Below are 25,571 nucleotides of genomic sequence, written 5' to 3'. Positions count from 1 at the left end.
TTATGCAGCTGCTCCCGTTCATATAACAAATAAATTTGTTGCAAAGCCAAAAGGCTCTTGTCTAAAGCGCAACCTGACGCGCTTTAGTCGAAGAGCCTGCATCCGCCCATTTGTCCTATGCCTCCTTCAGCTAACCGTCCGGGGCCGCTCCAGCCGGTTAAGCCCTGGCCAGCGGAATGACGCCCATTCCGGCAAATGTTTATCAATCCGTGCGACAAGCACGGTCATGTCATCGAGAATATCACCCTCATGATACCTTACAACGGTCTCCAGTAAGGCATCGGCTATCTCCTGCGGGTCGTCCGTCTTTAGCTCCTGAATGATCCTCTTCATCCACATCTCCTTATTGACCGCATGACCCGGCGCATCATATATTCCGTCACTCATCATGACAATCGTATCGCCCGGCTCCAGCGGCATCGAAATCAAGTCGAAATCGATATCCTGCAAAATGCCGACCGGCAAATTATTCGCCGAAACCGGAATGACCTCGTTTCCTCTCTTAATAAAGCTTGGCGTTGAGCCAATCTTCATGAAGGTTGTTTTGGCTGTATATAAATCAATCATCGCCAGATCAATTGTTGCGAACACCTCATCGGGCGACCTCAGCAGCAAAATCGAATTAACTGATTTGATCGCCAGCTTCTCATCCATCCCGGATTGCAGCAGCTGCTGCAGAATCGACAGGGCCGCGCTGCTCTCCTGCCGCGCACGCTCCCCGTTGCCCATGCCGTCGCTAATTGCTACGGCAAACTTGCCGTTGCCAAGCTCGAGCATGCTGAAGCTGTCTCCCGACAGCAGATCGCCGCCCTTGGCAGCGCCCGCAATGCCCGTCTCCACTTCAAACTCCTTGGCCGAGCCAAACACAACGAGTGTCGGCTCGCCGTTCTTCTCAGGCGGCCTCTCCGATTTGACGGCCACATGCTCGCCCAGTATATCCGACAAGAGCGGAGCTATAATTTTGCGGCATTCATCGTAGCCTCTGGCGAAGTGATGGTACAGCTCAATCTCCACATTCCCCTCCTCCAGATTGATAACCTCGATCTCCTGTATGGATAAGCCTAGTCCCTCCAATGCTTCGCGGATTTGTTCTTCCTGCAGGTGAAGCGTTTGTCCCTCCCTCTTAATCTCTCGAGCCAGATCCTCCATCACCTGCGATACGCCCGATAATTGATCCGCCACAAGCTGGCGGGAGTCGAATATTTGTTTTTTCCAGTGCATATCATTCTTATAAAGCTCGTACTCCTGCTCGATAATGCCAAGCACCTGTGCCGGCTTCGTGCAGTGGGAAGCCCATGTGCGCGGCATATTATGCGATGGTATGCGGTCCTCCTCCACAGCCGAGATCATATCCTTCATCATTTGATAGGTTTGGTAGTACTTGCCCTCCCAGCAAGCCCGATTCCGGTGGCAGTCTGCGCAGCTCCGTGCGGATACAGACTGCATAAAATGATTAAGCTCCTCCTCCCGCTTCACTGTCGTAACTGTGCTATTCAAGTGACCAAAGCTCTTCGAGAGCTGGCGGAACACCTCCGAATATTGGGATACCCGCTCTGCAGTCACATCGCGTACACGCTTGGCGTACTCATGCTGCGACTTGGCGTGTTCGTTTGTACCCGGAACATAGCGGGCAATGGTTCGAATCATAACTTTTGGGGTAAGCATAAGCAGGACGGCCGCTGCCACGGACTCCCAGGTGGATGTCATGACATCCGATCCGCTGCCGACATAGACGGCAAGGATCGAAGTACCAAGCAGCATGCCGAAAGCAACTGCCGCTTTGCCGCCTTCCCTCAGAAGGCCGGCGAGCAGCCCTGCGAAAGCGAGCAGACTCATCTGCACAACCGAATTAAAGTCGGCGAGACTCAGAATAAGCCCGGCTACTACTCCTACACAGGCTCCAAGCGGAGCACCTCCCGCCAGTGCAAACAACAGCAGCAGGAACCGCGACATAATATGTTCAACGGAAAGACCGTAAATTTGCCAGCCTACCGCCCCGGTCAAGACGGAGGCAAGCAGAATCATGAGGCATATAATCTCCTCGTTCTTGAGTGAGGCGGTCTTCTTTGACATGGTTAGAACCGGTATGGCCTGAATAAAGACCAGCGTAAGAACGAAGCTAAGCGCCGCCTCTACCACCACCATCATAAATCCATACCAGCTCATCGTATCTCCTATGAAGAGTCCAAATAGCTGCACAAGTAAGGTGGAGATAAAGACGAGTAAGGGTGCAGTCCCAAGCTCTGCTTTTTCGTACGCCTCCAGGCCTTTAAATAAGAGGAATAGAACGGCCAGCTCCATCCCGATCCATAAGGGTGCGGGTGTAACCGCGAACCAGCTCCCGGCCACAAGAGAGACAGCTGTCCAGGCGAACGCGTCTTTTCGAAGAAAGTAAACAACGGCGAAGTAAGCAGCAGCAAAGGGCATCAAGGACTCCAGGATGACCGCCCGTCCGAGCAAAAAGCCTAGCCCTACCAGCATAATGGTCCATTTTTTAGCCAGTACTAACTGGATAAGCCTTCTTGAGGATAACCACCCGCGCCCCTTATCAATAATGGAACGACTCCACCCCATCTGTTGCTCTCCTGCAGGAAACATAATGACATTCTCCTTCTTCATAACCAACACCACCCATTCCGGTTTATTGTGTTTCCCATTATAGGAGCATGTCCGTATAAAAGTTTGTCAGTTTACCGTGGGTGTACAAAAGTTTTTTCCGACAAAAGCCAAAAGCTCAAACCATAAATTGTCAACGCTTTCAAAGCCGCATTGTTATTGGTTTTATACCTAACACGAGACTAATGGCACATCTGCCGCTTCAACAAAAACCGTCGCGCCGCGCCTTCCGCAGCCTGCGACATTTTTGTTTTCTGCTGTCGGGATTACAAGGAGTATCGGGGAAATAAACAAAAACTTTTTTGGGAAAGAGGTATATTTTTTAGAAAAAGTGCATAGAGGCAGCATAAAAAACTTCTAACCGGAGTCTTTTTGAGAAAGTAGAACCCTGAAATCGCAGGAAAACCCTATCCGCCAGTCGTTTGGAGACAGCGTGACCCTGCTTATTGAGGAAGTTTGTCAGTCGTACAGACGTGCAGGATGATGTATATTACCCGTCCATGCTTTTTTATAAACTTAAGCGGCGGGAAAACCCTTGTCGAAGCGTTTGGGGAAGAATGACTCTGTCTTTAGCGGTAGGTTTTCATGCGGTTCAGGAGGATCTTGCGGTGAGAAAACCTTTATCGTAGCCATTCGGTGATGAGCGACCGCGTTTAGCGGTAGGTTTTATCGCCAAAAGAGGTGAGAAAACCCTTATCGAAGCTATTCGAGGATGAGCGACCGCGTTTAGCGGTAGGTTTTATCGAAAAAAAGAGGTGAGAAAACCCTTATCGAAGCCATACGATGATGAGCGACCGCGTTCAGGGGTAGGTTTTATCGCCAAAAAGACCTTTGTAAATTCCGCTTTTCGGAATTTATAAGGTCTTTTGTGGTAAAAAAGGCAGAACCGTTTAGGTTCTGCCCTCATATGATTGTATAAAATCCAGCTTAGACCCGTTTGGCACCGCGGCCGCCGCGTTTGCCTTCGGTATTTTTCTTGAGGGAGGAAATCCGTTCTTCGCTATCTTTCAGGAAGCGAGACATTTTATCCTCGAATGACGGTTTGTTGTAAGACGGTCTGCCAGCCGACTGCTTGTTGAATGGACGTCCACCGCGATCTTGACCACCGCCGCCGCCTCCACGGTTAAAACCTCCACCACCGCCTCCACTTGGGCGTGGCTCACGTTGTGGCGGTGCTTGGCCTTCCGGCCGGTCAACTGCCTGTTTAATGGAAAGTCCGATCTTACCGTCTTTATCAACGTTAATCACTTTGACTTTAACTACATCGTCAATTTTCAGGTGATCCTTCACGTCTTTGACGTAGTTATCGGCAATTTCCGAGATGTGAACGAGCCCTGTGACACCCCCGGACAAATCGACGAATGCTCCGAAATGCGTTATGCCTGTCACTTTGCCTTCTAACTTGGCCCCTACTTCAATTGCCATAAAATAAAATGTTCCTCCCTAAGCTAAATAGCGTTACTATCGTGATTATAACTTAATCGTCAAAGTAAGGTCAACAGACGTTCACCCGTTATGGCGTCTATTTAATGACCTGGATCTGCTGTTCACCAGGTGTTACCATTCCTTGCTCCTTCGTTGCTAGTTGTCTGATATATTCCGGATCGTTAAGCCGATCAATCTGCTGCTGAAGCTGTTTGGACTGCAGGCTGGAATCATCTACCTGCTTCTTGATCTCCGTTAATTGCACCTTTGTGACTCGGGCATCCTTAATCTGTCCGATAAAGGTATAGGCCGCCCAGCACAAAAAAAGAGTGATGAACATGGCCCATATGCGCAAGCGGCGTTTGGAGCCGGAGTTCCCTGTCGATTGATTGGCTGTGGCAGTCGTCATAACGGTAAACCTCCTAAAATGAATGATCACCCAAATAACCATTTTGAGGCCATTGCGATGATTCATGCCTTGAAAGCATAGGCTGCGTTAAAAAAGGCGTTTCCATAATTTAATCACGCCCGAACGGATCTTGTCCCATCTTTCTTTGAGCTGCAGGCTGGAGAGACGCGGTTCAAGCCATCGCCACAGCGGACGAATGAGCGGTCCCAGCAGGAATCGCAGCAAAAGCCAGAATGGTCGAACCAATTGTAGCACAATTTTTAACAGGAATATAGTGAGTGCAGTCCCAAATCCGATTAGGACGCGGATTAACCGGTACAGCAGAAGAACCGGCTTCACGATTAGAAGATCAAACGTCCGGAGCGTGAACTGGATAAGGGCTCGTACCGCATCAATGAGCCATTTCACAATACCGATAACCGGCTTGCTCAGCAGCCAATAATAGCTTAGCACGCCAATAAGCAAGCCGAGAAAAACATACGCCCGCACCTCGCCGTAGTTGCTGGCGTACAGCACCCGGAACACAAGGAGCGATGCGGCCAGCCAGTACACCATATCGAGTACCGGCAGCGACCACCGCGGAAAGCGCAATTCATTCGACACAACCCGATAGCCGTCGAAGATCACGCCCAGCCCAATGCCCGATAGCAGCATCATCCCCATTGTGAAGAACTGTAGGTTTAAGGAGGTCACTTAAACAGCTTCCCGAATAAGCCTTTTGTCTTGGTAGAGGCATTGCCGTCCAAATAGGCGAGCGAATGGACAAGCCCCTCAATCGCAACCAGGTTCTGCTCGAGGTTGAGATGCTTAATATGCAGGTTTTGCCCTTTTATCATCAGGAAGCCAAGTTCGGTATCGAGCAGAAACTCTTCGCTGTCGAAACTTTCCACATTTAATACGCCGGTAATTTCGAGCAGCTTGCGGTTTAGCATTTTGACTTCCTGCCGCTTCTGCCCTTTGCTTTGTTCAACCATTGACCCGTCCCTCCACTTCGAAAGCATAGCTTGAGACTAGCTTATGGGAGTGGGACGAACTTTAGAACAGCCGGCCGCGGCAAATCTACTCTTTCATATTTTCGCTAGAGAGCCGGAATTATCTGGCGCTCTTCACGCGCTTGAGCTGCGCTACGATAATGACGCTGATGACGACAAGCAGGAACCAGGAGCTGATCTTGCCCAGATGGACAAGCCGCCAGGAATGTTCTTGGTCCGGATACGCCCATGCCCCCATAAACGTCGAAATATTTTCTGCCAGCCATATAAAGAAGCCGATGAGAAGGAAAGACAGCACGACATGCATACGATACTCCTTGCCGCCGACCTTGTATGTGAATGAAGTGCGGTAAAAGACAATAACAAGCAGAATCGTCAGCACCCAACGCAAATCCCAGAAATAGTGATGGGTAAAAAAGTTCAAATAGATGGCCGTGCAGACGATAACCGCATATCGCTGCCGCGGCCATCCATATACGGAAATAGACAGCCGCCTCCATGCCTGACAAATATAACTCGCAACGCTGGCGTACATAAATCCGCTGTATAGCGGTACACCGGACAGCTTCGACCAGCCCTCGCCCGGATAAGACCAGGACCCCATATGAACTTTATATAACTCAAGCATAAGTCCGATGATATGGAACATACAGATAACTTTCAATTCGTCGATCGTCTCCAGCTTGAACGCCACCATGCCAATCTGGGCAATCAGGCAGATCAGCAGCAGCAGATCATAGCGGTGAAAGTACGGAATCGATACAACCTTCGTCAATGCGAGCGAAGCGAAGATAATAACCGGGAAGATGCAGGACATCGCCTGCTGATAGCCAAAAATAAAGAGCTGCCTGAAGCGGTATAGCCATACTCCCTTTGATACCATACGCATGCTCCCCCTTTCTATAATGACCAGCGGGATTTTGATGTGCTTAAGGTATCATAATGTTTATCGTTTTACAATAAATAATTAATGATATCAGTGATATATTTGTTGTTAGAAATAGAAAAGAGCACTTCTCATAGAGAGAAGTGCTCTTTAGCTTTAACCAGCTATAAAGTTACTGCTGCTTCTTCAGCCGCCTGGGCGGCCCTATTTTGTTCCGTTCTAATTTTCAAATACAGGACAAGAGGCAGAATGACCCCTAGCAAAGAGATCCAGTCTATAAATAGATTACAGAGCGTAACCGAGATCCCGTTAATGAAGCCTACTCCGTCAAATAGTTTGCCCGTGACCCGGCCAGCAAGATAGGTAATGCCGTTGATGACAATCCCATATCCGATAAAAGCCCAGAATTGCCCCTTTGCCATGTTGCGGCTGCTCTCCAGCGGATTGGTCACCGAGGTATTCTCGATAGAGACTACAGCTGGCAGCAGTAAAAGCCGTACGTACATGAAAAAGCCAGGAATGATGAACAGAAGGAAGCCTGCCGTTAGTATGATGCTTTTGAGAAAATCATACATGATCATCCTGGCCCATTTGCGCAGACCCCAGCGGTAAGCCTCGGCCACGCTGCCTTTGCTGCCTCGAAGCCGCTCGATCAGATAATGAATAACGACGGGAGTTAAGAGGGTTAGAAAGATAAATGAAATAATGATTTCCCGGATCGAATATCCCCAGGAATCAGAGTCATAAATAAAGCTGTAGTTGGCTATCAATTCAACCGGCACAGCGGTGATCGCCGTTATGAAGAGCAACACCCCGGCATTTTTAATAAATAAGGTAAAAGTCAGCCTTAACACGCCTCCGCCGTTGGAGGGGTTAATCTCGGGCAAATTCGTCATCGTAGGGATCACGGGTGCTACTCCTCCTGAGCATAGAAAAGAGCTGCCACATGAATCGTGACAGCTCTTGGTGGTTACCAGCCGAGGTCATCCTCGCGCGGGCGCTGTTCTTCCTTGATCAAAGTGTAAAGCTCACCGGCTTCATCCTTACGGGTCGTCTCCGCAATCCGTTCGATACGAACGGTTACGGTCTTCTGACCGTATTGGATCGCAAGCTCATCCCCTGGTTTAACCGTACTGCTTGCTTTCGCTTCACGGCCGTTGATCCAGACGCGTCCTTGCTCGGACACATCCTTTGCTACCGTACGGCGCTTGATCAACCGGGACACTTTGAGGAATTTATCGAGACGCATTTATTACTTGATAGCGTCTTTCAGTTTGTTGCCTGCTTTGAATGCAGGAACTTTGGATTCCGGGATGGAGATTTCTTTACCCGTTTGCGGGTTGCGGCCAACGCGGCCGGAACGTTTACGAGTTTCGAAAGTACCGAAGCCGATCAGTTGTACTTTATCTCCAGTAGCAAGCGCGTCAGTAACTTCGCCGAGGAAGCCGTTAAGTACAGCTTCTACGTCACGTTTAGTCAAACCGCTTTTTGTTGCAATGTTGTTGATCAGATCTGTTTTGTTCATTATTAATATCCTCCTAAATTCAATTCGCTTGTTTTGTTCGGTCAGCGTAGTTTAACGCTCCGTCTGTTTGGTAATTTTAAGCATAAACACAAACTCGATGATACTTATTCTGCTTGTCTTCGAAAAAATCCTGCTGCATGAGAAAAAATTTACCGAAAGATGCAGAAATGTTGCGATTAATGGCGAATTCGCGCTCCTATTGTCGCTTCGCTTCTTCCCACCAACGATCCATTTCTGTTAAATCAGTCTGGTCAAAAGTTTTGCCGTTTATACGAAGCTGCTCCTCAATATAAGAGAATCGGCTCTTAAATTTTGCATTTGTCCGAGAGAGCGCCTCTTCAGGATCCGCATGGATAAAGCGAGAAGCGTTCACAACCGCAAACAGCAAGTCTCCCAGCTCTCCTGCCTGCTCCTTAGAATCTTTCGAATCTATCGCCTCGCGCAATTCACGAAGCTCTTCTTCAATCTTGCTCAGTACCGGTCCAAGCTCGTCCCAGTCGAAGCCAACCTTGGCTGCTTTCTTCTGCAGCTGGTAGGCCTTCATCAGCGCGGGCAGATCCTTCGGAATGCCGTCCAGCTGCGACTTGCGTGCGTCGGCTTCGCCTGTGCGCTTCTTCTCCTCGGCCTTCATCTGCTCCCAGTTGCCAAGCGCCTCTGCCGCATCACCGGCACTCCGGTCGCCAAATACATGCGGATGGCGGAAGATCAGCTTCTCGTTCAGGCTCCCGATCACATCATAAACAGAGAATGCCCCTGTCTCCTCTTCCATCTGGCTATGCAGCATGACCTGCAAAATCACATCGCCAAACTCCTCGCGCATATGATCGGGATCATCGTTGTCGATCGCTTCAAGCGCCTCATACAGCTCTTCGATAAAGTTCTTACGGATGGATTGATGCGTCTGTTCGCGGTCCCAAGGACAGCCTTCAGGGCTGCGGAGAATGCCAACGATCTCGTGCAGCCGGTCGAAGGTGCGGTTAAGGACAGCATCATCTTCCGTACGCGGCACCCAAATAAGCGACAGGTTGCCAAAACCCGGTGTCCGGTCCAGCTCGTAGAGCGGAACCTTCACAATCTGCTCCTCACCCGTAACACCCAGTGCATGGCCAACGACAACCTCATAGTCATCCGGATAACGCTCCATAAGCGCCAGCTTCACGTCAGAAGCGGTATAAGCATCATAGACCTGACCAATAATCGTATGTACGCGCGGCTGTACATGAGCAGCCTTCAGCTCCGCAGCATCAAGCAGCGCAAAGCCTTCAATCGGATCAATGCCAAGACGGATAAAAGCCTGATCAAGGAAGCTTTCGCCGCCGATAATCTCCAGTATAATACCAGCTGATGAGCAGCGCTCGCGCAGCAGCTGCACCGTGCGCTCCGCTACCATCGGATGCCCCGGCACCGCATACAGGACTGGCGCAGATGCTTCCTGCGCCTTGCGGACAAGCGTACTCGCTATTGTATCATAAACCTCCGGAAAGGTATCGTGCTGCTCATACACGCTGTCAAAGGACGTGTAAGCCAGCTGGTGCTCCCGCAGCAGCGACATGACCGGATGCTGCTCCGTGCGGACATAAATCGCTTCAGCCCCCTGCAGCCGCCGCCACACGCCAAGCGTTAACTGATCGGGATCGCCGGATCCCAGGCCAACTACCGTAATCGATTGTGCCATATTCGTAAAGCCCTCCTTGCCAAATGAACATTTTACACGTAGTATACCATTTCTTGCATGCAGATTAATAATAACCGCCGGGCGGCGCTCCAGGCCTATGACCTGCACTCTCTCGTTTCGGTATAATGAGCATAAGAAGTTTATAACAAGAGAGGATGGCTGTTCATGAAATTCGTCATAGCACCCGATTCCTTCAAAGGCAGCTTGTCCGCCGCTGCTGCTGCTGCAGCCATTGCACAAGGCATCTGGCGATGCGTGCGGGATGCCGATATGGTCAAACTGCCAATCGCCGATGGCGGCGAAGGAACACTTGACAGTCTGCTCGCCGCTGCCGGCGGACAGCGCGTGACCATTAGCGTAAGCGGCCCGCTGGGAGCGCACGTGAGCGCTTCTTACGGACTATTGGAGCGTGGATCAGTGGCCGTCATCGAAATGGCCGAGGCATCCGGCCTTTGCCTGCTGACGGAGGAGCAGCGTAATCCCGCCTTAACCACAACCTACGGGACAGGCGAGCTTATCCGTCATGCGCTTGACTCAGGATGCCGGCGGTTTCTGCTCACCGTTGGCGGCAGCGCAACCAATGACGGCGGAGCCGGCATGCTGCAGGCGCTTGGCATGCGGCTGCTTGATCAGGCTGGCGGGACCATTTCGCCCGGCGGCGGAAATCTGACCGGCATTGCTGCGATTGACGATAGCTCATGGGATCCGCGGATTGCCGAATCCTCTTTCGTCATTGCTACAGATGTGCAAAATCCGTTAATCGGAGAGGATGGCGCTTCCCGGATTTTCAGCCCGCAAAAAGGCGCCTCGCCTGAAATGGTGGAGCAGCTTGAGCAGGGTATGACCGTTTGGGCGGATCTTATCGAAGCAAAGACAGGGATTCGGCTCCACGACCGCCCAGGGGCCGGAGCGGCGGGAGGCCTATGCGGTGCTTATCTGGCCTTCTTCCCCGCTTCCATACGCCGCGGCATAGATATTGTCCTTGAATACGCCCGATTTGGCGAGCATCTTGCCGGAGCTGACCTAGTCATTACCGGTGAAGGACGAATCGACCATCAGACGGCATCCGGCAAAGCGCCGATGGGCGTCGCCCAACTGGCCAAGCAGCACGGTGTTCCGGTGATTGCGATAGCCGGTTCGGTTGGCGAAGGAATAGATTCCTTGTATGCGGAGGGCATTCATAGCGTGCATAGTATCGTGAATTCGCCAATGACGCTTCAGGAAGCGATAGAGCGTGCCCCTATCCTGCTAGAACGAACAGCGGAGCAAGTAATCCGCACCTTCCTCGCGGGACGCAGAGGCAGTGAATAAACGATCTGGAGGTGTTTCAGATGAAATACGAATGGAAGAAGAATGACAAGCAGCTCTATCTGCCGAAAAATGTCCCTTCCGTTATCGATGTCCCTGCTGTCAACTATTTCATGTTAAGCGGAAAGGGAAACCCTAATCAGGCGGATTTTGAAGAGGCTATTGGCGTCTTATATTCCTTGTCTTACACCGTTAAGATGATGCCCAAGAAAGGAATAACGCCGGAGGGTTATTTCGACTACTCCGTTTTTCCATTGGAGGGTATATGGGATTTAGAAGAGGAAGCGAGGCACGCTGCAGTCCTCGATAAAGATAAACTCATTTATACCATTATGATTAGGCAGCCTGATTTTGTGACAGAGGCACTCGCATTAGAAGTAATCGAGACCGTAAGCAAGAAAAAACCGCACCCGCTCCTCGGCAAAGTAACGTTCGGACAGCTGGAAGAAGGGCTATGCGTTCAAATGATGCATCATGGTCCGTACGACGATGAGCCGGAAAGCTTTGCGAAGATGGAGCAATACTGCGACGAGCATCATCTCAAACGAATCTCCAAGTTACATAAGGAAATTTATATTTCAGACGCAAGAAAAACAAAGCCTGAAAAGCTGAAAACCGTCCTCCGGTTTAAGGTGGAGGACGCCATTTGATTTTCAGTACGGTGTAGTACTGATGGACGCATTGCGATTTCGGTTCCCTCAATCAATTGCTATATAAACCGCAATAGGCTGTCTATAGAACCGGGCAGCCGAGCTGTTGTAAGAACGGCCCATTGTCCCCGGGCCTCAAACAAAAAAGGCTGCCCAGATGAATGGGCAGCCTAACTTCGGTTACAAAATCGCCGGCTTAGGGCGATTTTTTTGATCGCCGATGCGATCGATAGATAGGGTAAAGGAACTGTACTTACTGGAGGAGCGCAGCGCCTGCCTTTGCCTGTACTTTGCAACCACCGATAAATTGTTCAGGCAAAGTACAGGCAACAGCAGCCGGAAGGAAGTACAGTTCCTGCACCCGCCCACCATCGATCATCCGCATCACTTATATCGCGGCAACCAATCCCCATGAGCCTCGATCAAATCATCGCACAAAGCCACAATATCATCGATGGACAGCTCAGCCGAAGTGTGAGGATCCAGCATCGCCGCGTGGTAAATATGCTCCTTCTTCTGCGTCAGCGCTGCTTCGATTGTAAGCAGCTGCGTATTAATGTTCGTGCGGTTGAGCGCAGCCAGCTGCGGCGGCAGATCGCCGATATACGTCGGATTAATGCCGGAACGGTCTACGAGGCACGGTACCTCTACGCAAGCTTCCTTCGGCAGGTTGGTAATGAGGCCGGTGTTCATCACGTTACCGCCAATTTTGAACGGGTTACCGGTTTCAATTGCCTCCATAATGTGGGAAGCGTATTCATGACTGCGTTTGTGCTCGATATTGCTGTTCGCGAGCAAGGATTCCCTCATATTGTTCCAGCCTTTGATCTGCTCGATACAGCGGCGCGGATACTCATCCAGCGGAATATTGAAGCGTTCGATCAGCTCCGGATAGTTGCGTTTAATGAAATACGGATGGTATTCCGCGTTATGCTCGGAAGACTCCGTAATGTAATAACCGAATTTCAGCATCATTTCAAGACGTACCATGTCATGATGCTTCTCCTTCTGCTTCTCAATCGCACGGCGCTTGATTTCCGGATACAGGTCTACGCCGTCCTTCTTCACTTCAAGGAGCCAGGCCATATGATTAATGCCCGCAATCTTCGACTCCACGCCTGTGGAATCCATCCCCAGATTCTTGAACAGATCCGAGACGCAAGACTGCACACTGTGGCATAAGCCAACGGTTCTTACCCCGCCTGCTGTAGACAGTACATTCGTCAGAACGGCCATCGGGTTCGTATAGTTCATGAACAAAGCATCCGGACAAACCTCCCGCATATCCGAAGCAAAGTCCAGCACGACCGGAATTGTACGCAAATTACGGAAAATACCGCCGATGCCTACCGTATCGGCAATCGTTTGGCGAAGACCGTATTTTTTCGGGATTTCAAAATCCGTAATCGTACATGGATCATAACCGCCGACTTGAATCGCGTTAATGACATATTTAGCACCGCGGAGCGCTTCTTTCCGGTCGGTATAGGCTTTAATCACACAGCTGCTTCCGAGTGATGCTTTCATATTCAACAGCAGCTGCTCGGAATCACGCAGCCGGCCTGCATCAATATCAAACAGGGCTAGCTCGAAACCTTGCAGCGGCTCCGTAGACATCACGTCACCAAGTACATTTTTTGCGAACACTGTACTTCCCGCGCCTAGAAAAGTAATTTTGGACATCGTTGCTTCCGCCTCCCATTATCGTAAAAGGAATTAACTCCTTCACTATATCTCCGAAGCGGTTAAGCGAACATGGCAAAGCCTCTTATTTATTTGTCATAATCCCATTTCCTTGTGACGAGCCGGCATTCACGCTTTATAATAAGCCTATAAGCTGTTGACCACCCGATGGAGGGAACTCGCCTTATGCCTATATCCGAAATTCAACTTCCGGTAACAGAAAGATATATGGATTTAAGCTTATTATTTTGGGGCAAGCAGGATTGTGATCCCGGGCATTATTGGGGCCCCGGTCTGCGTGATATGTATATTGTGCACTATGTCCATAGCGGTTCCGGGCAATTCCGTTTAGGAGAGCTCAGCTATGAGCTGCATGCGGGACAAGGCTTTCTTATCATTCCGGGCGCACTCGTGTATTACAAAGCGGATGAGCATAACCCATGGACTTATTCCTGGGTCGGGCTCAAAGGGCTTCATGCCAAGTCCCTGCTGCAGCGAGCCGGCATGAACCACTCAAGCCCGATTTTTGAAGCTAGCGAGTACAGAGACTTTTTCGAGACGGTCTACGAACAATTCCATCATGCCTTTGAAGCATATCCAAACAGCGGAGATCTGGTAAGCCAAAGTCTTCTTTACCAGTACATGGCCCGGCTCGTCGCCTGCAACAGACAATCGGCCTCTCCGCCGCATGCCGTCAACACCAAAGAGATCTACATCAGCAAAGCCGTTACCTTTATCGAGAACAGCTACAGCCTGCCCATCTCCATTCAGGACATTGCAAAGTTTGTAGGACTCGACCGCACCTACTTGTCCGGCATATTCAAAGCGCAGTTTGGCGTATCCCTGCAGGCCTTCCTGCTCCGCTTCCGCATGAACCGGGCGGTTGAGCTTCTCCATCATCAAGAGCTGACAATAGGCGATATCGCCCGTTCTGTCGGCTATACCGATCCCTTCCTTTTCTCCAAAATGTTCAAGAGAGTGATCGGCACCTCTCCCCGGGCATCCAGGGACCATATTAACCGCACCATATAAAAAAGGCTTGGGTTTCCGTGTAGATCGCGCTGCGACCGGTTGACGGGAAGCCAAGCCTTTGTTTTTGACTGCTTATTGTTCCATTTGCTTCGCCAGGAAGCCTGCCGCCGTCTCCACCATTTTGGTTTCCATCTGCGACATTTTGACCGCATCATCCTTGCTGAGCAATACGACCGTGCCGATCGGGTCTCCTCCTGCAACGATAGGTGCTGCAACATAAGCGGAGTATGTGTCATGCAAATCTTTTACGATCTCGTATGTGCCGGCAGTTCCTTCCGCCGTTTTACGGTTATCCATGCAGCTTTCCAGAATCGATCCGATCTGTTTCTCCAGCAGCTCCTTTTTCGAAGCGCCAGCTACGGCAATGACCGTATCGCGGTCGGTAATGAGAGTGACATGATTCGTGCTTTCGAATAAAGATTCGGCATACTCCTTAGCAAAGTCGCCAAGCTCGCCAATTGGAGAGTATTTTTTCAGTATCACTTCACCGTCGCGGTCAACAAATATTTCGAGCGGATCTCCTTCGCGAATACGTAAAGTACGGCGGATCTCCTTCGGAATCACCACACGCCCGAGATCATCGATGCGACGTACAATTCCAGTTGCTTTCATTTCTTGTTGCCCCACTTTCCTAGAGGATTTTAAGTCACTGGATACGATTTGCCTTCATGACAAGCGATTATGCTAAACCCTCACCTTGCAATGACGGGATAAAGCGTTCTCGCGGAAAAAGAATGATACAGCTAGCGGAGCGCCTGTTCAAGCTGCCGTATTCCTGGATGTCGTTCGGCTGCTCTTATACCTAGCGCGTTCGATAACGAATTCTTTTGTGAATCTGACCATAGTATTCATCGGCTCCCAAATTCTTATGCACGGCCATCCGCCGTATCATGCGGTCCCCTGCTGAAGCCAGGCGTATCGGATGTGTTCAGTTAGACAAGCCGTAAATCACCATTTAAAGCATTCCCTTCTATGGCAAAAACCTTGCTTCATTTCCTTTTTTTTAATAATTAACCCCGCTAATTGTTCCACGTGAAAAAAATCCGCGCATGCAAAAACCGTCGTTTCACCCTCTTGCAGGCGGAACGACGGCTCCATATGTCATGGTTGATCTGGATTTTTGGCCGAGGGCTTAGGAAGCCTGCCCGCTTTGCTCAGCGCTTCCCTGAGCAAAAACTCGATATGCCCGTTAACACTGCGGAACTCATCACTCGCCCACTGCTCGATGGCACGGTGTACATCTGGATCAAGCCGGAGCGCAAAAGCTTTCTTTTCTTTCCCCATTGGACTGACCCTTAGGAGTACAGCGTGCCCGTATTAATAACCGGCGTTGCTCCGCGGTCCGAGACAATCGCGACCATCAAATTGTTGACCATAGCAGCGCGCCGCTCCTCATCCAGTTCAATCCCGTTCTCCGCCAGCTGCTTCAAGGCCGAATCCACCATGCCTACGGCTCCCTCAACAATTCTTTGACGGGCCGACACGATCGCAATTGCCTGTTGACGCTGCAGCATCGCGCTTGCAATCTCGGGCGCATATGCCAAATGCGTCAGGCGGGTCTCCAGCACCTCAACTCCGGCTACCGCAAGCCGGTTCTGAAGCTCATTCATCATCTCCACCGCTACCTCGTCGGCATTGCCGCGCAGCGATTGAACATCATTATCCGTAAACGTATCGTAAGGATATTGTGCGGCAATATGACGAACCGCTGTTTCGCTCTGAATCTCCACGAACCGCTCGTAGTTATCAACATCAAAGGATGCCTTGGCCGTCTCCGTCACCTTGAACACAACAACGGCGCCAATCTCGACCGGATTGCCTTCCGCATCATTTACCTTCAGCGTTTGGCTGTTGAAGTTGCGAACCTTCATCGACACTTTCTTCTTATTCGTGAACGGTACAACTATCCAAAGCCCGCTGTCGCGGACGGTACCTACGTACGTACCGAAGAACGTAATCACCTTCGCCTCATTCGGCTGAACGATCGTAAGCGAGGATACCGCCACAATAAAGATCACTTCAAGCACGATCCCAAGAACGATTAGAAAAATATTCGGATCCAGCTGATCGGATCCAAATACGATAAGCGCGATACCGCCGGCAAAGGAGATAATCGCGGCAAGCAGTGCAAGGAATCCGTTCACATGCCAAGCTTTGTATTCCTTCATAAGTGAAACACCCCTTATATTGTTTTGATATAATTATGATATCACTTTTTACAAATTCAAGAAAGTCCTTTTTGCCACAAAAAAAGCTGATCCCATCATTTACATGATAAGATCAGCTTTATTCATGATTTATTTAGCAGCTGGCGATTCGCTTGCTGCCGGAGATTCGGATGCCGCTGGCGATTCCGATGCACCTGGCGATGCGGATGCGTCGGAAGAAGCTTCCGGCGATGCCTCAGGCAAGGTGATTTTCACGTCTTGTTTCGGCATTTCATCCGTCATGAACGTGTTCATGTGGTTATAAGCCACTACGCTTTGAACTTCTTGCTTCTGCTCTTCCGTTACCTTGTCATAGGTTACTTGGTCGCGTTTCTCAACCAGGATAACGTGGTAGCCGTATTCGGTCTCAACCGGATCGCCAATTTTGTTAAGAGGCTGTGTCAGAGCAGCATTCTTAAATCCTTCTACCCAATCCGATGCTTTCGCATCCGCGTATTGGCCGCCATTATCCTTCGAGCCAGTATCGTCGGAGTATTGCTTCGCAAGTGCTGCCCAGTCGCCGCCAGCATCAAGCTTCGCTTTTACTTCTTTGGCGCGCGCAAGAGCTTCCTCTTTCGTGCGGAGTGTCTTCGTCGAATCCGCAGGATCGGCCGTAGCTACAAGAATATGACGAACCGTAACCGGATTGTAGTTGCCGATGTTTTTCTCATACTCGGCTTTCATCTCTTCGTCGGTTACTTGCGAGTTCATGTGCTCAACCACTACCAGCATCAGGTTGAGGTACGTTCTAACGTCAGCTGTCGATACTTTTTTGTCATCCAGCGTTTTCTTCACGTCGGCATTTGTTTTGAGCGTATCTTCAAAGCTCTTCATCTGCTCGTCCGTTTCGCCGTCGGCTTTTTTCACCGTGTCTTCGGAAGCTTGTTTAGCCAGAATTTTATACGAAACGTACTGTTGGAGCAATTGCTCCTTGAATTGCGGGATTGCAATCACTTGCTCATAGCCCGGCTGCATAATGTTGAAGATATCAAGGTACTTGTTGAACTCTGGTTCTGTAACATTGCCGTCCTTGTATGTCGCAACGACGGTACCCTTGCCTGCCCCTTCGAAAGTAAGGCCCGAGGAACCTTCGTTATCTTTCTTACCACCGCAAGCCGCCATGATCGTCATGACGAGCACTGCCGCGATAACGAGCAGCGCGCTTCTGCGCCATGTCGATTTGCGTGTTGTGTGCAACATGTTGAATCCCCTTTCAAATTGAGAAGTTTATTGTATTGTAACAGAAAACGACAAGCCTTTGCTATAAGGCGAAACGGCTTGCGTCGTCTTTAAGAGGAGCAGCACACGTTTCGTGAATAAAAATATAAGCCCAGTATAGTGAAAAATTATACTTTCTTATATTTTATACGATCATGACTTCGCATCTTGCAGCGCTTCTTCGCCTTTTCTCGCATCCTTGAATTTCTTCAGGAAGCCCTCCAGCATCTGTACCTTCTGATCCATTTCGAGCCCTTTGCCGCGAAGCAGAAGCGAAGGATGATCATCCTGCAGCGCGCCCTGGCGGAACCGGTTCTCGTACTGCATGCACAGCTGGTCCACCATCTTGCGGTCAATCCGCTTCTTCTCGCGCTCGCCGAAGCGAACGATGAGATCGTCGCCCTTCTGGCTGATCTGCTCGATGCCGTATTGCGAGCCGTATACCTTCAGACGTCCGACCGAGAGCAGGTTGTCGACGGCCTGCGGCAGATTGCCGAACCGGTCGATCAGCTCCTCCGCAAGATCCTCCGCCTCATCAATGGACGTGACGGTCGCTACCTTCTTGTAAATCTCGATCTTCTGAATGCTGTCGTAAATATAATCCGATGGCAGATAAGCATCAATGCTGATGTCAATAAGCGTTGTAACGCGGCGTTCTTCCTTCACTTCCACGCCTTCCATCTCTGCTTTACGCTTGGCAATCTCATCAGCCAGCATCTGCGAATACAAATCAAAGCCAACGGATGCAATAAATCCATGCTGCTCCGCACCAAGCAGATTGCCCGCTCCGCGGATGGACAAGTCGCGCATCGCAATCTTGAAGCCGGAGCCAAGCTCCGTAAACTCCTTGATCGACTGCAGACGCTTCTCCGCCACCTCGGTGAGCACCTTGTCCCGTTGGTAGGTGAAGTAGGCGTAGGCGATCCGGTTCGAACGGCCGACCCTGCCCCGCAGCTGGTACAGCTGGGAGAGACCCATTTTGTCCGAATCATGAACAATCAATGTATTTACGTTCGGAATATCGACGCCGGTCTCGATAATGCTTGTGCTGACAAGCACATCCGACTCGCCGTCCAGAAAATCAAGAATGGTCTTCTCGAGCTCTTGTTCCGACATTTGACCGTGGCCGACCGCTACCTTCGCGTCCGGCACAAGCGCGTTGATCTGCTCCGCCATCTGGTAAATCCCTTGTACCCGGTTATATAGATAGTAGACCTGTCCGCCGCGCGCCAGCTCCCTCTCGATAGCTTCACGCACAAGAGAGGTGCTGTATTCCACGACATACGTCTGCACCGGGAAGCGGTTCTCCGGCGGCGTCTCAATAACCGATAGATCCCGTACGCCGAGCATCGACATATGAAGCGTCCGCGGGATTGGCGTTGCGGTCAGTGTCAGCACGTCGACATTCGTCTTAAGCTTCTTGAGCTTCTCCTTATGCGACACGCCAAACCGCTGCTCTTCATCCACGATAAGCAGACCCAGATCTTTAAAGATCACATCTTGCGACAGCAGGCGATGCGTGCCGATCACCACATCAACCGTTCCTGCCTTCAAGCCCTTCATCGTGTCCGTCTGTTCCTTGCGAGAGCGGAAACGGCTGAGCACTTGAATATTAAACGGATAACCAGAGAAGCGCTCGCGGAACGTCTCGTAATGCTGCTGCGCCAGAATCGTTGTTGGCACAAGTATGGCTACCTGTTTGCCTTCGATCGCAGCCTTAAATGCGGCACGTACTGCCACCTCGGTTTTGCCGTAGCCTACGTCACCGCATAGAAGCCGGTCCATCGGCTGCGGCTTCTGCATGTCCTTCTTGATCTCTTCGATCGCCCGCAGCTGATCGCGAGTCTCATCATACGGGAACATCGCTTCGAACTCATTCTGATAGGCCGTATCCTGGCCAAAAGCAAAACCGGGCGCTGCTTGACGTTCCGCATACAGCTTGATCAGGTCGTCTGCAATGTCTTGTACCGAAGCGCGGACTTTATTTTTCGCCCGTACCCATTCACTGCCGCCCAGCTTATTAATCTTCGGCTCCTTCTCTTCGGAACCGACGTACTTCTGAATCATATCGACCTGCTCAACCGGAACGGACAACTTATCGCCGCCCGCATACAGAATGTGCAGGTAATCCTTATGAATGCCTGCGATCTCCAGCGTGCCGATGCCGACATATTTGCCGATGCCATGATTCTGATGAACGACATAATCGCCGACCTTCAGCTCGGTATAGCTCTTGATCCGCTCGGCATTATCGATCTTCTTATCCATCCGGCGTGCCTTACGCTGCTTCTGCGAGAACATCTCGCCTTCCGTAATAATGACAAGATGGGAGGATGGCAGCTCAAAGCCGGATTGCAGGTTGCCCTCAATCAGGATAGGAGGTTCAATATGATAATCCTGCAGCACTCGGCGGATCCGGTCGAGCCGTTCGCTATTGCCGCCCAGCATCATCACTTTCGCTCCGGTCTTCTTCCAGCGTTCCATCTCCGCTTTGAGCACATTCATCTGCCCATGGAAGTTTTGCATCGCGCGGCTCGTCATATTTAAAATGTTTTGCGGCTGAGAATGAGGAATTTGCCGCAGGAAAAGAGACATGAACAACGTCTGGAATTTGCGGTGATGGAGAATCTCATCCGATTCCCGGGCGAGCACAAAGGTTGGTAATGACTTGCCGTTAGTCAGCAGATGCGTCGACCATTCGACCTCATCCCGCTCCAGCTGGCGACCCGTCTCGATCAGACGTGTCGGCTCATCCAGGATAAGAACCGTGTCCTCCGGCACATAGTCCAGAATAGTCTGTCTTTCCGGATAAAGCAGAGATATATATTTATAGATTTCAGGAAAATAGACTTGCTCCCGCAGCTTCTCAATCTCGCCGCCAATCTCCTGGCGAAGACGGTCCTTCGCCGTACGGTCCGTCATCTTATCGAGCTGCTGGGCAAGCAGAGATGCCGCATGGTCCGCTGCAGCTTTGAAGCGGCGCTCATCCGCCACAATCTCCTGGCAAGGCGGTACGGTAAACGTCTGCAGGTTATCCAGCGACCGCTGATCCGTTGGGTCGAAGGTGCGAATGGAATCCACCTCGTCACCAAACCATTCAATCCGGTAAGCAAGCTCCGCCGTCAGCGGATAGAAATCCACGATACCGCCGCGGACACTCATCTCGCCTTTGGATTCTACGCGGTCCGCGCGGACATAACCTAGGCCGGTCATCTGGCGCAGGAAAGCATCCAGCTCCAGCATATCGCCAACCTTGACGTTAATCTTGGCTTCCGACATAACACCCTTGATCGGCTGGTAGCGCCGAATACCGGAAAAGGGAACGACAATAATCCCGCGGAAGCCTTCGGACAGCCTGATCAGCACATCCATGCGCTGCGCCAGCGTCTCAGGACTTGAGATCGCCGCTTCGGCAGCTACCAGCTCATTCGCGGGATATAACAATACGTCATCGGCAGAGAAGCATTCCTGCAAATCCTCTGCAATCTTCTGTGCAGCATACATATTATGCGTAACAACGAGCAGCGGACGGTCTAAATCTTCCTTCACCGCCGCTACGAGCACTTGCCTCGAAGAGCCTGCAAGTCCCGATATCATCTGTTCGCGCATTCCTTTGCGGACACCGGCAATAATCGACTGTACGTCCGGATCCGCGGCAAAAGCCTGTACTAACGCTTTCAATCGTGAAGGCACCCCGTTTCTATACACAAGACACTAGCAAGCAATTATTTTACAAATAGAATCATCGAAAAGAAGCCTCAGCCGGATGCTAAGGCTACGAACACTATGGTGATACGCCCCGAATTATTGCAGCGGGTTAACGACGAGCAACAGCTCCGGATTTGCTTCCAGCGCCTCGCGGCAGTAATCGCAAACGACTTTGACCGTTATATCGCCGTTCGAGTTATACGCTATTATATCGCTGCGCTCTTCGGGGGTCAAGAAATGGAAACCGAGTCTCGTCTCCGAGATTTCTTTCTCTTCAATCGTCCCCATGGACGTCCGGCAGTGCCGGCAAATATAGTTTACAGCCATATGTATGCCTCCTGAAGAATGGTTATACCCTTCAGTATGCCCGTTTTGCCCGAGCTTAGGCGGTTACTTGTTAAACTTGGCCATCGTATTATCGAAACTAGCTTTGAGGGAATACTCCACAGCGTCACAAGCCTGCTCAATCATGCTTTTCAGCGCTTCCTGTTCGCTCTTCGGAAAGTTATCCAGCACGTAGTCGGCAATATTGCGTCCCGGCTGCGGGCGTGAGATGCCCATTCTGACCCGGTTGAACTGCTGCGTGCCCAAATGCTGAATGAGCGACTTGATGCCGTTATGGCCTCCCGCGCTGCCCTGATAACGAAGGCGGATCTTGCCGATCTCCGTATCCATATCATCATAAACAATAAGTCCGTCTTCCAGATCAGCCTTGAAATAATCAAGGAAGCCCCGTACCGATTCGCCGGACAGATTCATGTACGTCATCGGCTTAATAAGGACAACCTTCGTACCCTGAACATTCCCCTCGCCGATCAGCGCCTTGCATTTGCTTTGCGTCACTTGAATGTTCCAGCGCCGCGCCAGCTCGTCTATAACCATAAATCCTACATTATGCCGCGTGCTTTGATAGGTTGTGCCGGGATTCCCCAGCCCCACAATCCACTTCATGCTATCCTGCTCTCCAATCTCATTTGCGTATGTCTTATTATTCTACACGAGGGACAACATCCCTGCATCTAGAAAGGAAGAAACGGTATCTTCCCTAGAGGGGCAGATACCGTTTATTTGACCACAATTCTATTTGGCGATTAACCCTGCATCTAGACGCGGTCGCTCATCTTCGAGAAACCTCGATAGAGGTTTTCTCATGCCTTTATTTTGCAAAATCAACTTCGTGCATTTGCGCTTCCGTCGAGCGCGATTCTGCTTCCTTCGTCTCCACTTCCTGGGCTTCCGCCTCCTCAGCCGTCAGATCCTTCTGAGGAACCAGGATAGTAACGAGGACAGCCGACGGATCCGTTACAATGGTCACGCCTGCCGGAGTCTGAACGTCGCCAACAAGATAGCTGCTGCCCATCAGAAGACCAGTCACATCAACCGGGATCGAATCCGGAATTTCTCCCGGCAAGCAGCGTACCTCAAGCTCATGCAGCAAAGCCTGCACGATGCCGCCTTCACGCTCGCCCTGCGAATCGCCTACCAGGTCGATACGGACATGCGTTGTTACTTCCTCATTCATATTAATTTGCTGGAAATCAACATGGAGCAGCTTATGCGACAGTTTATCGCGCTGTACCTCTGCAATCATTACCGATTGCTTTCCTGCTCCGGGGATATCGAGATCAATAACCGCATTTGGATGGGATCGCAGCAGTGCGTGCAGCTCCTTCTCCTGTATAGCAATAGAAGCCGGGGAAGCAATTTGCTTGCCGTAGACTACGCCAGGCACTCTGCCGCTCGCCCTTAAGCTTCGAAGCTCGCTTTTCATTTTCGTCATTCTTGGTTCTGCCGTCATCGGTATGGACATGGATATAGTAGCCTCCTAAAAGTCAATTTCCATATCACTTTGCCCAACCTCTGGAAAACCTATTCTTTCTTGCTTCTTTCTTTCTTCGCTTTTGCCCGTGCACGGATTTTATCCGCATAGCCCGGTTTATTCACCTGACGCTCACGCGCAATAGCCAAATCACCGGATGGAACATCCTGCGTAATGGTCGAGCCGGCTACGACATAGGCACCGTCACCAAGCTTTACCGGCGCAATCAGGTTCACGTTGCTGCCTACAAAGGCATTGTCGCCGATTTCGGTAATCGCCTTGTTAAAGCCGTCATAATTGACGGTAATCGCCCCGCAGCCGATGTTAACGTCTTTACCGACAACCGCGTCGCCGACATAGCTCAGATGCGATACTTTGCTGCCGTCGCCAAGGCTAACGTTTTTAAGCTCGACGAAATCACCGATTTTGCAGCCCTCGCCAAGCTTGGAGCCCGGGCGCAGGTTCGCATATGGACCTACCGTGCTGTCCTTGCCAACAACCGAATCCGCAATGGTCGAATATTTCACAGCGGCGCCGCTGTGAATTTCAGAATCTATAATATCAGCCTGAGGCCCGATAACGCAGTCTTCGCCAATAATCGTTTTGCCGCGCAGAATAGTACCCGGATATACAATCGTATCCGAACCGATGCGTACGTCAGCTTCAATATACGTATTAGCAGGGTCAATAATAGTTACCCCTTCGATCAGATGCTTTCTGTTAATGCGCTCACGCATGAAGCGTTCTGCTTCCGCAAGCGCAACGCGGTCATTAACCCCGATAGCTTCGGCCAGATCCGCTGTGCAAAAAGCCTGTACGGATTCGCCTGCCTGACGGAAGATGCCGACCACATCGGTCAGATAATATTCGCCTTGCGCATTGTCGCTTTTCACTTCAGCCAATGCAGCGAACAGCTTCTTGTTGTCAAAGCAATACGTGCCCGTATTGATCTCTTTCGCAGCTGCTTCCTCGGCCGAACAGTCCTTCTGCTCGACAATGCGTTCTACGGCGCCGTCTGCACCGCGGATGACGCGTCCATAGCCCGTCGGATTATCAAAGGAGGCTGTCAGCACCGTTGCCGCAGCGCCGCTCGATGTATGAAGGTCGAGCATGGATTGAATGGTCTCGGCCTGTACAAGCGGCGTATCGCCGCAAATGACGATAGTCGTGCCTTCTTCCGATCCCAGAAGCGCCTCCGCCTGGCGGACAGCATGGCCGGTGCCAAGCTGCTTCTCCTGCAGCACATATTCCGCGCGGTCCCCAAGGTAACCTTTTACCATTTCCGCTCCATGGCCCACGATTACGACCGTCCGCTCGCTCTTTGCTTCATTAACTGTATCTAGTACATGGCCCACCATCGGTTTGCCGCTTACTTGATGAAGAACTTTATATAATTTCGATTTCATCCGCTTGCCTTGTCCGGCAGCCAGTACAATCGCCATCACTTTCAACCGTAATTCCTCCTACACTACCTTTTTTGATAAGACTATATCCCATTATACACAAAAAGAAAAGAGAGCCTCTCGGCCCTCTTTTCTATTAGCCCCCATTGGAAACGGCGATGCCGTCCCAAATCGGGACGTAATCCGTTACTTAGAGAATAGGCTTAAGCTCCTTCTTCAATTGCAACTTCTTCCACTGCAGCACGCTCGTATTCAGCGAGTACAGCAGCTTGGATTTTCTCCCGGGTTGTCGAAGAAATTGGGTGAGCGATATCCCGGAATTCTCCATCTGGCGTACGTTTGCTTGGCATAGCCACAAACATGCCGTTGTTACCATCGATGACGCGAATATCGTGAACAACGAATTCATTGTCAATCGTAATGGAAGCAATAGCCTTCATACGCCCTTCCGAATTTACGCGGCGGAGTCTGACATCAGTAATTTGCACTTGTGTTCACCACCTTTGCCTATCTGAGACTTGGTGTATACTTCCACATTTTTGTGCAAATTCCTTCTATTTTTTTGGAAAAAAATGCGATATTTAAAATAATTTTTTAGGATTAATTATTTTTCGTTTCTATTCGACAACAGTCGATGCAATGAGCTCGATTTCGACAAGTACATCCTTCGGAAGCCGCGCCACTTCAACGGCGGAGCGTGCTGGCTTATGGTCGCCGAAGTAAGAAGAATAGATGCCGTTAACAATTGCAAATTGATTCATATCTTTCATAAATACTGTTGCTTTTACCACATTATTTAATGTTACACCCGCTTCTTCCAATACTGCCTGTAAATTACGGAAAACCTGGTGCGTTTGCTCCTCAATTCCGCCCTCTACCAATTGGCCCGATGCATCTAATGGAATTTGACCCGATGTGAACAGCAGGTCCCCTACTTTAATAGCTTGCGAATATGGCCCGATTGCAGCCGGCGCTTTATCTGTAGCAATTACTTGCAGCTTCTTGCTTGTCATCA

Annotated in this window: 25 protein-coding genes; 3 read left to right on the top strand and 22 right to left on the bottom strand. The window is 50.6% G+C overall.

What is annotated here, in order from left to right:
• Positions 1-126 precede the first annotated feature (126 nt).
• The 10 genes from spoIIE to yabN form a co-directional block, all read right to left on the bottom strand.
• Entirely contained in the window at positions 127-2,619 is a 2,493-nt protein-coding gene (gene spoIIE, locus BM200_RS28300; protein ID WP_091190564.1) for a stage II sporulation protein E, read from the bottom strand.
• Positions 2,620-3,543: 924 nt separating this feature from the next.
• Positions 3,544-4,041 (bottom strand): S1 domain-containing RNA-binding protein, encoded by a 498-nt coding sequence (locus BM200_RS28295; protein WP_091190562.1) that lies wholly within the window; start codon positions 4,039-4,041, stop codon positions 3,544-3,546.
• A gap of 97 nt (positions 4,042-4,138) precedes the next feature.
• On the bottom strand, positions 4,139-4,450 hold the full coding sequence (locus tag BM200_RS28290) for an FtsB family cell division protein (protein WP_175533069.1): 312 nt from the start codon (positions 4,448-4,450) through the stop codon (positions 4,139-4,141).
• Between the two features lie 87 nt (positions 4,451-4,537).
• Complete coding sequence (gene yabQ, locus BM200_RS28285; RefSeq protein WP_091190558.1) at positions 4,538-5,143, bottom strand: spore cortex biosynthesis protein YabQ; 606 nt, start codon at positions 5,141-5,143, stop codon at positions 4,538-4,540.
• Entirely contained in the window at positions 5,140-5,424 is a 285-nt protein-coding gene (gene yabP / locus BM200_RS28280) for a sporulation protein YabP (protein ID WP_091190555.1), read from the bottom strand. Before yabP ends, yabQ begins: the two co-directional genes overlap by 4 nt.
• A gap of 118 nt (positions 5,425-5,542) precedes the next feature.
• Positions 5,543-6,325: a DUF817 domain-containing protein gene (locus BM200_RS28275; protein WP_091190554.1), complete on the bottom strand. Its 783-nt coding sequence runs from the start codon at positions 6,323-6,325 to the stop codon at positions 5,543-5,545.
• A 167-nt stretch (positions 6,326-6,492) separates the two neighbouring features.
• The gene (locus BM200_RS28270; RefSeq protein ID WP_091190551.1) at positions 6,493-7,236 is read right to left on the bottom strand and encodes a hypothetical protein; all 744 of its coding nucleotides are present in this window, start codon (positions 7,234-7,236) and stop codon (positions 6,493-6,495) included.
• Positions 7,237-7,298: 62 nt separating this feature from the next.
• Positions 7,299-7,577, bottom strand: coding sequence for an RNA-binding S4 domain-containing protein (locus BM200_RS28265; protein WP_091190550.1), 279 nt, complete (start codon positions 7,575-7,577; stop codon positions 7,299-7,301).
• A 3-nt stretch (positions 7,578-7,580) separates the two neighbouring features.
• Complete coding sequence (locus BM200_RS28260; protein ID WP_091190548.1) at positions 7,581-7,853, bottom strand: HU family DNA-binding protein; 273 nt, start codon at positions 7,851-7,853, stop codon at positions 7,581-7,583.
• Between the two features lie 196 nt (positions 7,854-8,049).
• Positions 8,050-9,528: a bifunctional methyltransferase/pyrophosphohydrolase YabN gene (gene yabN / locus BM200_RS28255; RefSeq protein WP_091190547.1), complete on the bottom strand. Its 1,479-nt coding sequence runs from the start codon at positions 9,526-9,528 to the stop codon at positions 8,050-8,052.
• Between the two features lie 165 nt (positions 9,529-9,693).
• On the opposite strand from yabN, the gene BM200_RS28250 reads away from it, so the two are divergent.
• Positions 9,694-10,839 (top strand): glycerate kinase, encoded by a 1,146-nt coding sequence (locus BM200_RS28250; RefSeq protein ID WP_091190544.1) that lies wholly within the window; start codon positions 9,694-9,696, stop codon positions 10,837-10,839.
• Positions 10,840-10,859: 20 nt separating this feature from the next.
• On the top strand, positions 10,860-11,486 hold the full coding sequence (locus BM200_RS28245; RefSeq protein WP_091190543.1) for a GyrI-like domain-containing protein: 627 nt from the start codon (positions 10,860-10,862) through the stop codon (positions 11,484-11,486).
• A gap of 384 nt (positions 11,487-11,870) precedes the next feature.
• Here BM200_RS28245 and melA read toward each other — a convergent pair whose 3' ends face one another.
• Positions 11,871-13,169, bottom strand: a complete 1,299-nt coding sequence (melA, locus tag BM200_RS28240; protein WP_091190540.1) for an alpha-glucosidase/alpha-galactosidase — start codon at positions 13,167-13,169, stop codon at positions 11,871-11,873.
• Between the two features lie 186 nt (positions 13,170-13,355).
• Here melA and BM200_RS28235 point away from each other — a divergent pair, with 186 nt between their 5' ends.
• Positions 13,356-14,201, top strand: a complete 846-nt coding sequence (locus BM200_RS28235; RefSeq protein WP_091190538.1) for an AraC family transcriptional regulator — start codon at positions 13,356-13,358, stop codon at positions 14,199-14,201.
• 72 nt (positions 14,202-14,273) lie between these two features.
• On the opposite strand, the gene spoVT is transcribed toward BM200_RS28235, so the two are convergent.
• The 11 genes from spoVT to BM200_RS28180 all read right to left on the bottom strand — a co-directional run bounded on the left by spoVT (position 14,274) and on the right by BM200_RS28180 (position 25,569).
• Positions 14,274-14,813, bottom strand: a complete 540-nt coding sequence (gene spoVT, locus BM200_RS28230) for a stage V sporulation protein T (RefSeq protein WP_091190536.1) — start codon at positions 14,811-14,813, stop codon at positions 14,274-14,276.
• Between the two features lie 489 nt (positions 14,814-15,302).
• Positions 15,303-15,485 (bottom strand): type II toxin-antitoxin system antitoxin, encoded by a 183-nt coding sequence (locus BM200_RS28225; RefSeq protein WP_091190534.1) that lies wholly within the window; start codon positions 15,483-15,485, stop codon positions 15,303-15,305.
• A gap of 11 nt (positions 15,486-15,496) precedes the next feature.
• Positions 15,497-16,369: an SPFH domain-containing protein gene (locus BM200_RS28220; protein WP_091190532.1), complete on the bottom strand. Its 873-nt coding sequence runs from the start codon at positions 16,367-16,369 to the stop codon at positions 15,497-15,499.
• A 129-nt stretch (positions 16,370-16,498) separates the two neighbouring features.
• A complete protein-coding gene (locus tag BM200_RS28215; RefSeq protein ID WP_091190530.1) occupies positions 16,499-17,608 on the bottom strand; it encodes a peptidylprolyl isomerase in 1,110 nt (369 codons plus the stop codon).
• A 171-nt stretch (positions 17,609-17,779) separates the two neighbouring features.
• Entirely contained in the window at positions 17,780-21,307 is a 3,528-nt protein-coding gene (gene mfd / locus BM200_RS28210; protein ID WP_091190528.1) for a transcription-repair coupling factor, read from the bottom strand.
• A 123-nt stretch (positions 21,308-21,430) separates the two neighbouring features.
• Positions 21,431-21,661, bottom strand: coding sequence for an anti-sigma-F factor Fin (fin, locus tag BM200_RS28205; RefSeq protein ID WP_091190527.1), 231 nt, complete (start codon positions 21,659-21,661; stop codon positions 21,431-21,433).
• A 63-nt stretch (positions 21,662-21,724) separates the two neighbouring features.
• Entirely contained in the window at positions 21,725-22,285 is a 561-nt protein-coding gene (pth, locus tag BM200_RS28200) for an aminoacyl-tRNA hydrolase (protein WP_091190524.1), read from the bottom strand.
• A 205-nt stretch (positions 22,286-22,490) separates the two neighbouring features.
• The gene (locus tag BM200_RS28195) at positions 22,491-23,144 is read right to left on the bottom strand and encodes a 50S ribosomal protein L25 (protein ID WP_091190522.1); all 654 of its coding nucleotides are present in this window, start codon (positions 23,142-23,144) and stop codon (positions 22,491-22,493) included.
• A gap of 59 nt (positions 23,145-23,203) precedes the next feature.
• A complete protein-coding gene (gene glmU, locus BM200_RS28190) occupies positions 23,204-24,604 on the bottom strand; it encodes a bifunctional UDP-N-acetylglucosamine diphosphorylase/glucosamine-1-phosphate N-acetyltransferase GlmU (RefSeq protein WP_091190519.1) in 1,401 nt (466 codons plus the stop codon).
• Positions 24,605-24,759: 155 nt separating this feature from the next.
• Positions 24,760-25,044 carry a septation regulator SpoVG gene (gene spoVG, locus BM200_RS28185; protein WP_012772036.1) on the bottom strand — a complete coding sequence of 95 codons (285 nt, stop codon included), beginning with the start codon at positions 25,042-25,044 and terminating at the stop codon, positions 24,760-24,762.
• A gap of 129 nt (positions 25,045-25,173) precedes the next feature.
• Positions 25,174-25,569, bottom strand: a complete 396-nt coding sequence (locus BM200_RS28180; protein ID WP_091190625.1) for a RidA family protein — start codon at positions 25,567-25,569, stop codon at positions 25,174-25,176.
• Between the last annotated feature and the right edge of the window lie 2 nt (positions 25,570-25,571).

The organism is Paenibacillus catalpae (assembly GCF_900112695.1).
GTDB lineage: Bacteria > Bacillota > Bacilli > Paenibacillales > Paenibacillaceae > Pristimantibacillus > Pristimantibacillus catalpae.
The sequence above is the reverse complement of the archived record's forward strand: the minus strand, read 5'-3'. Positions and strand labels throughout refer to the sequence as shown.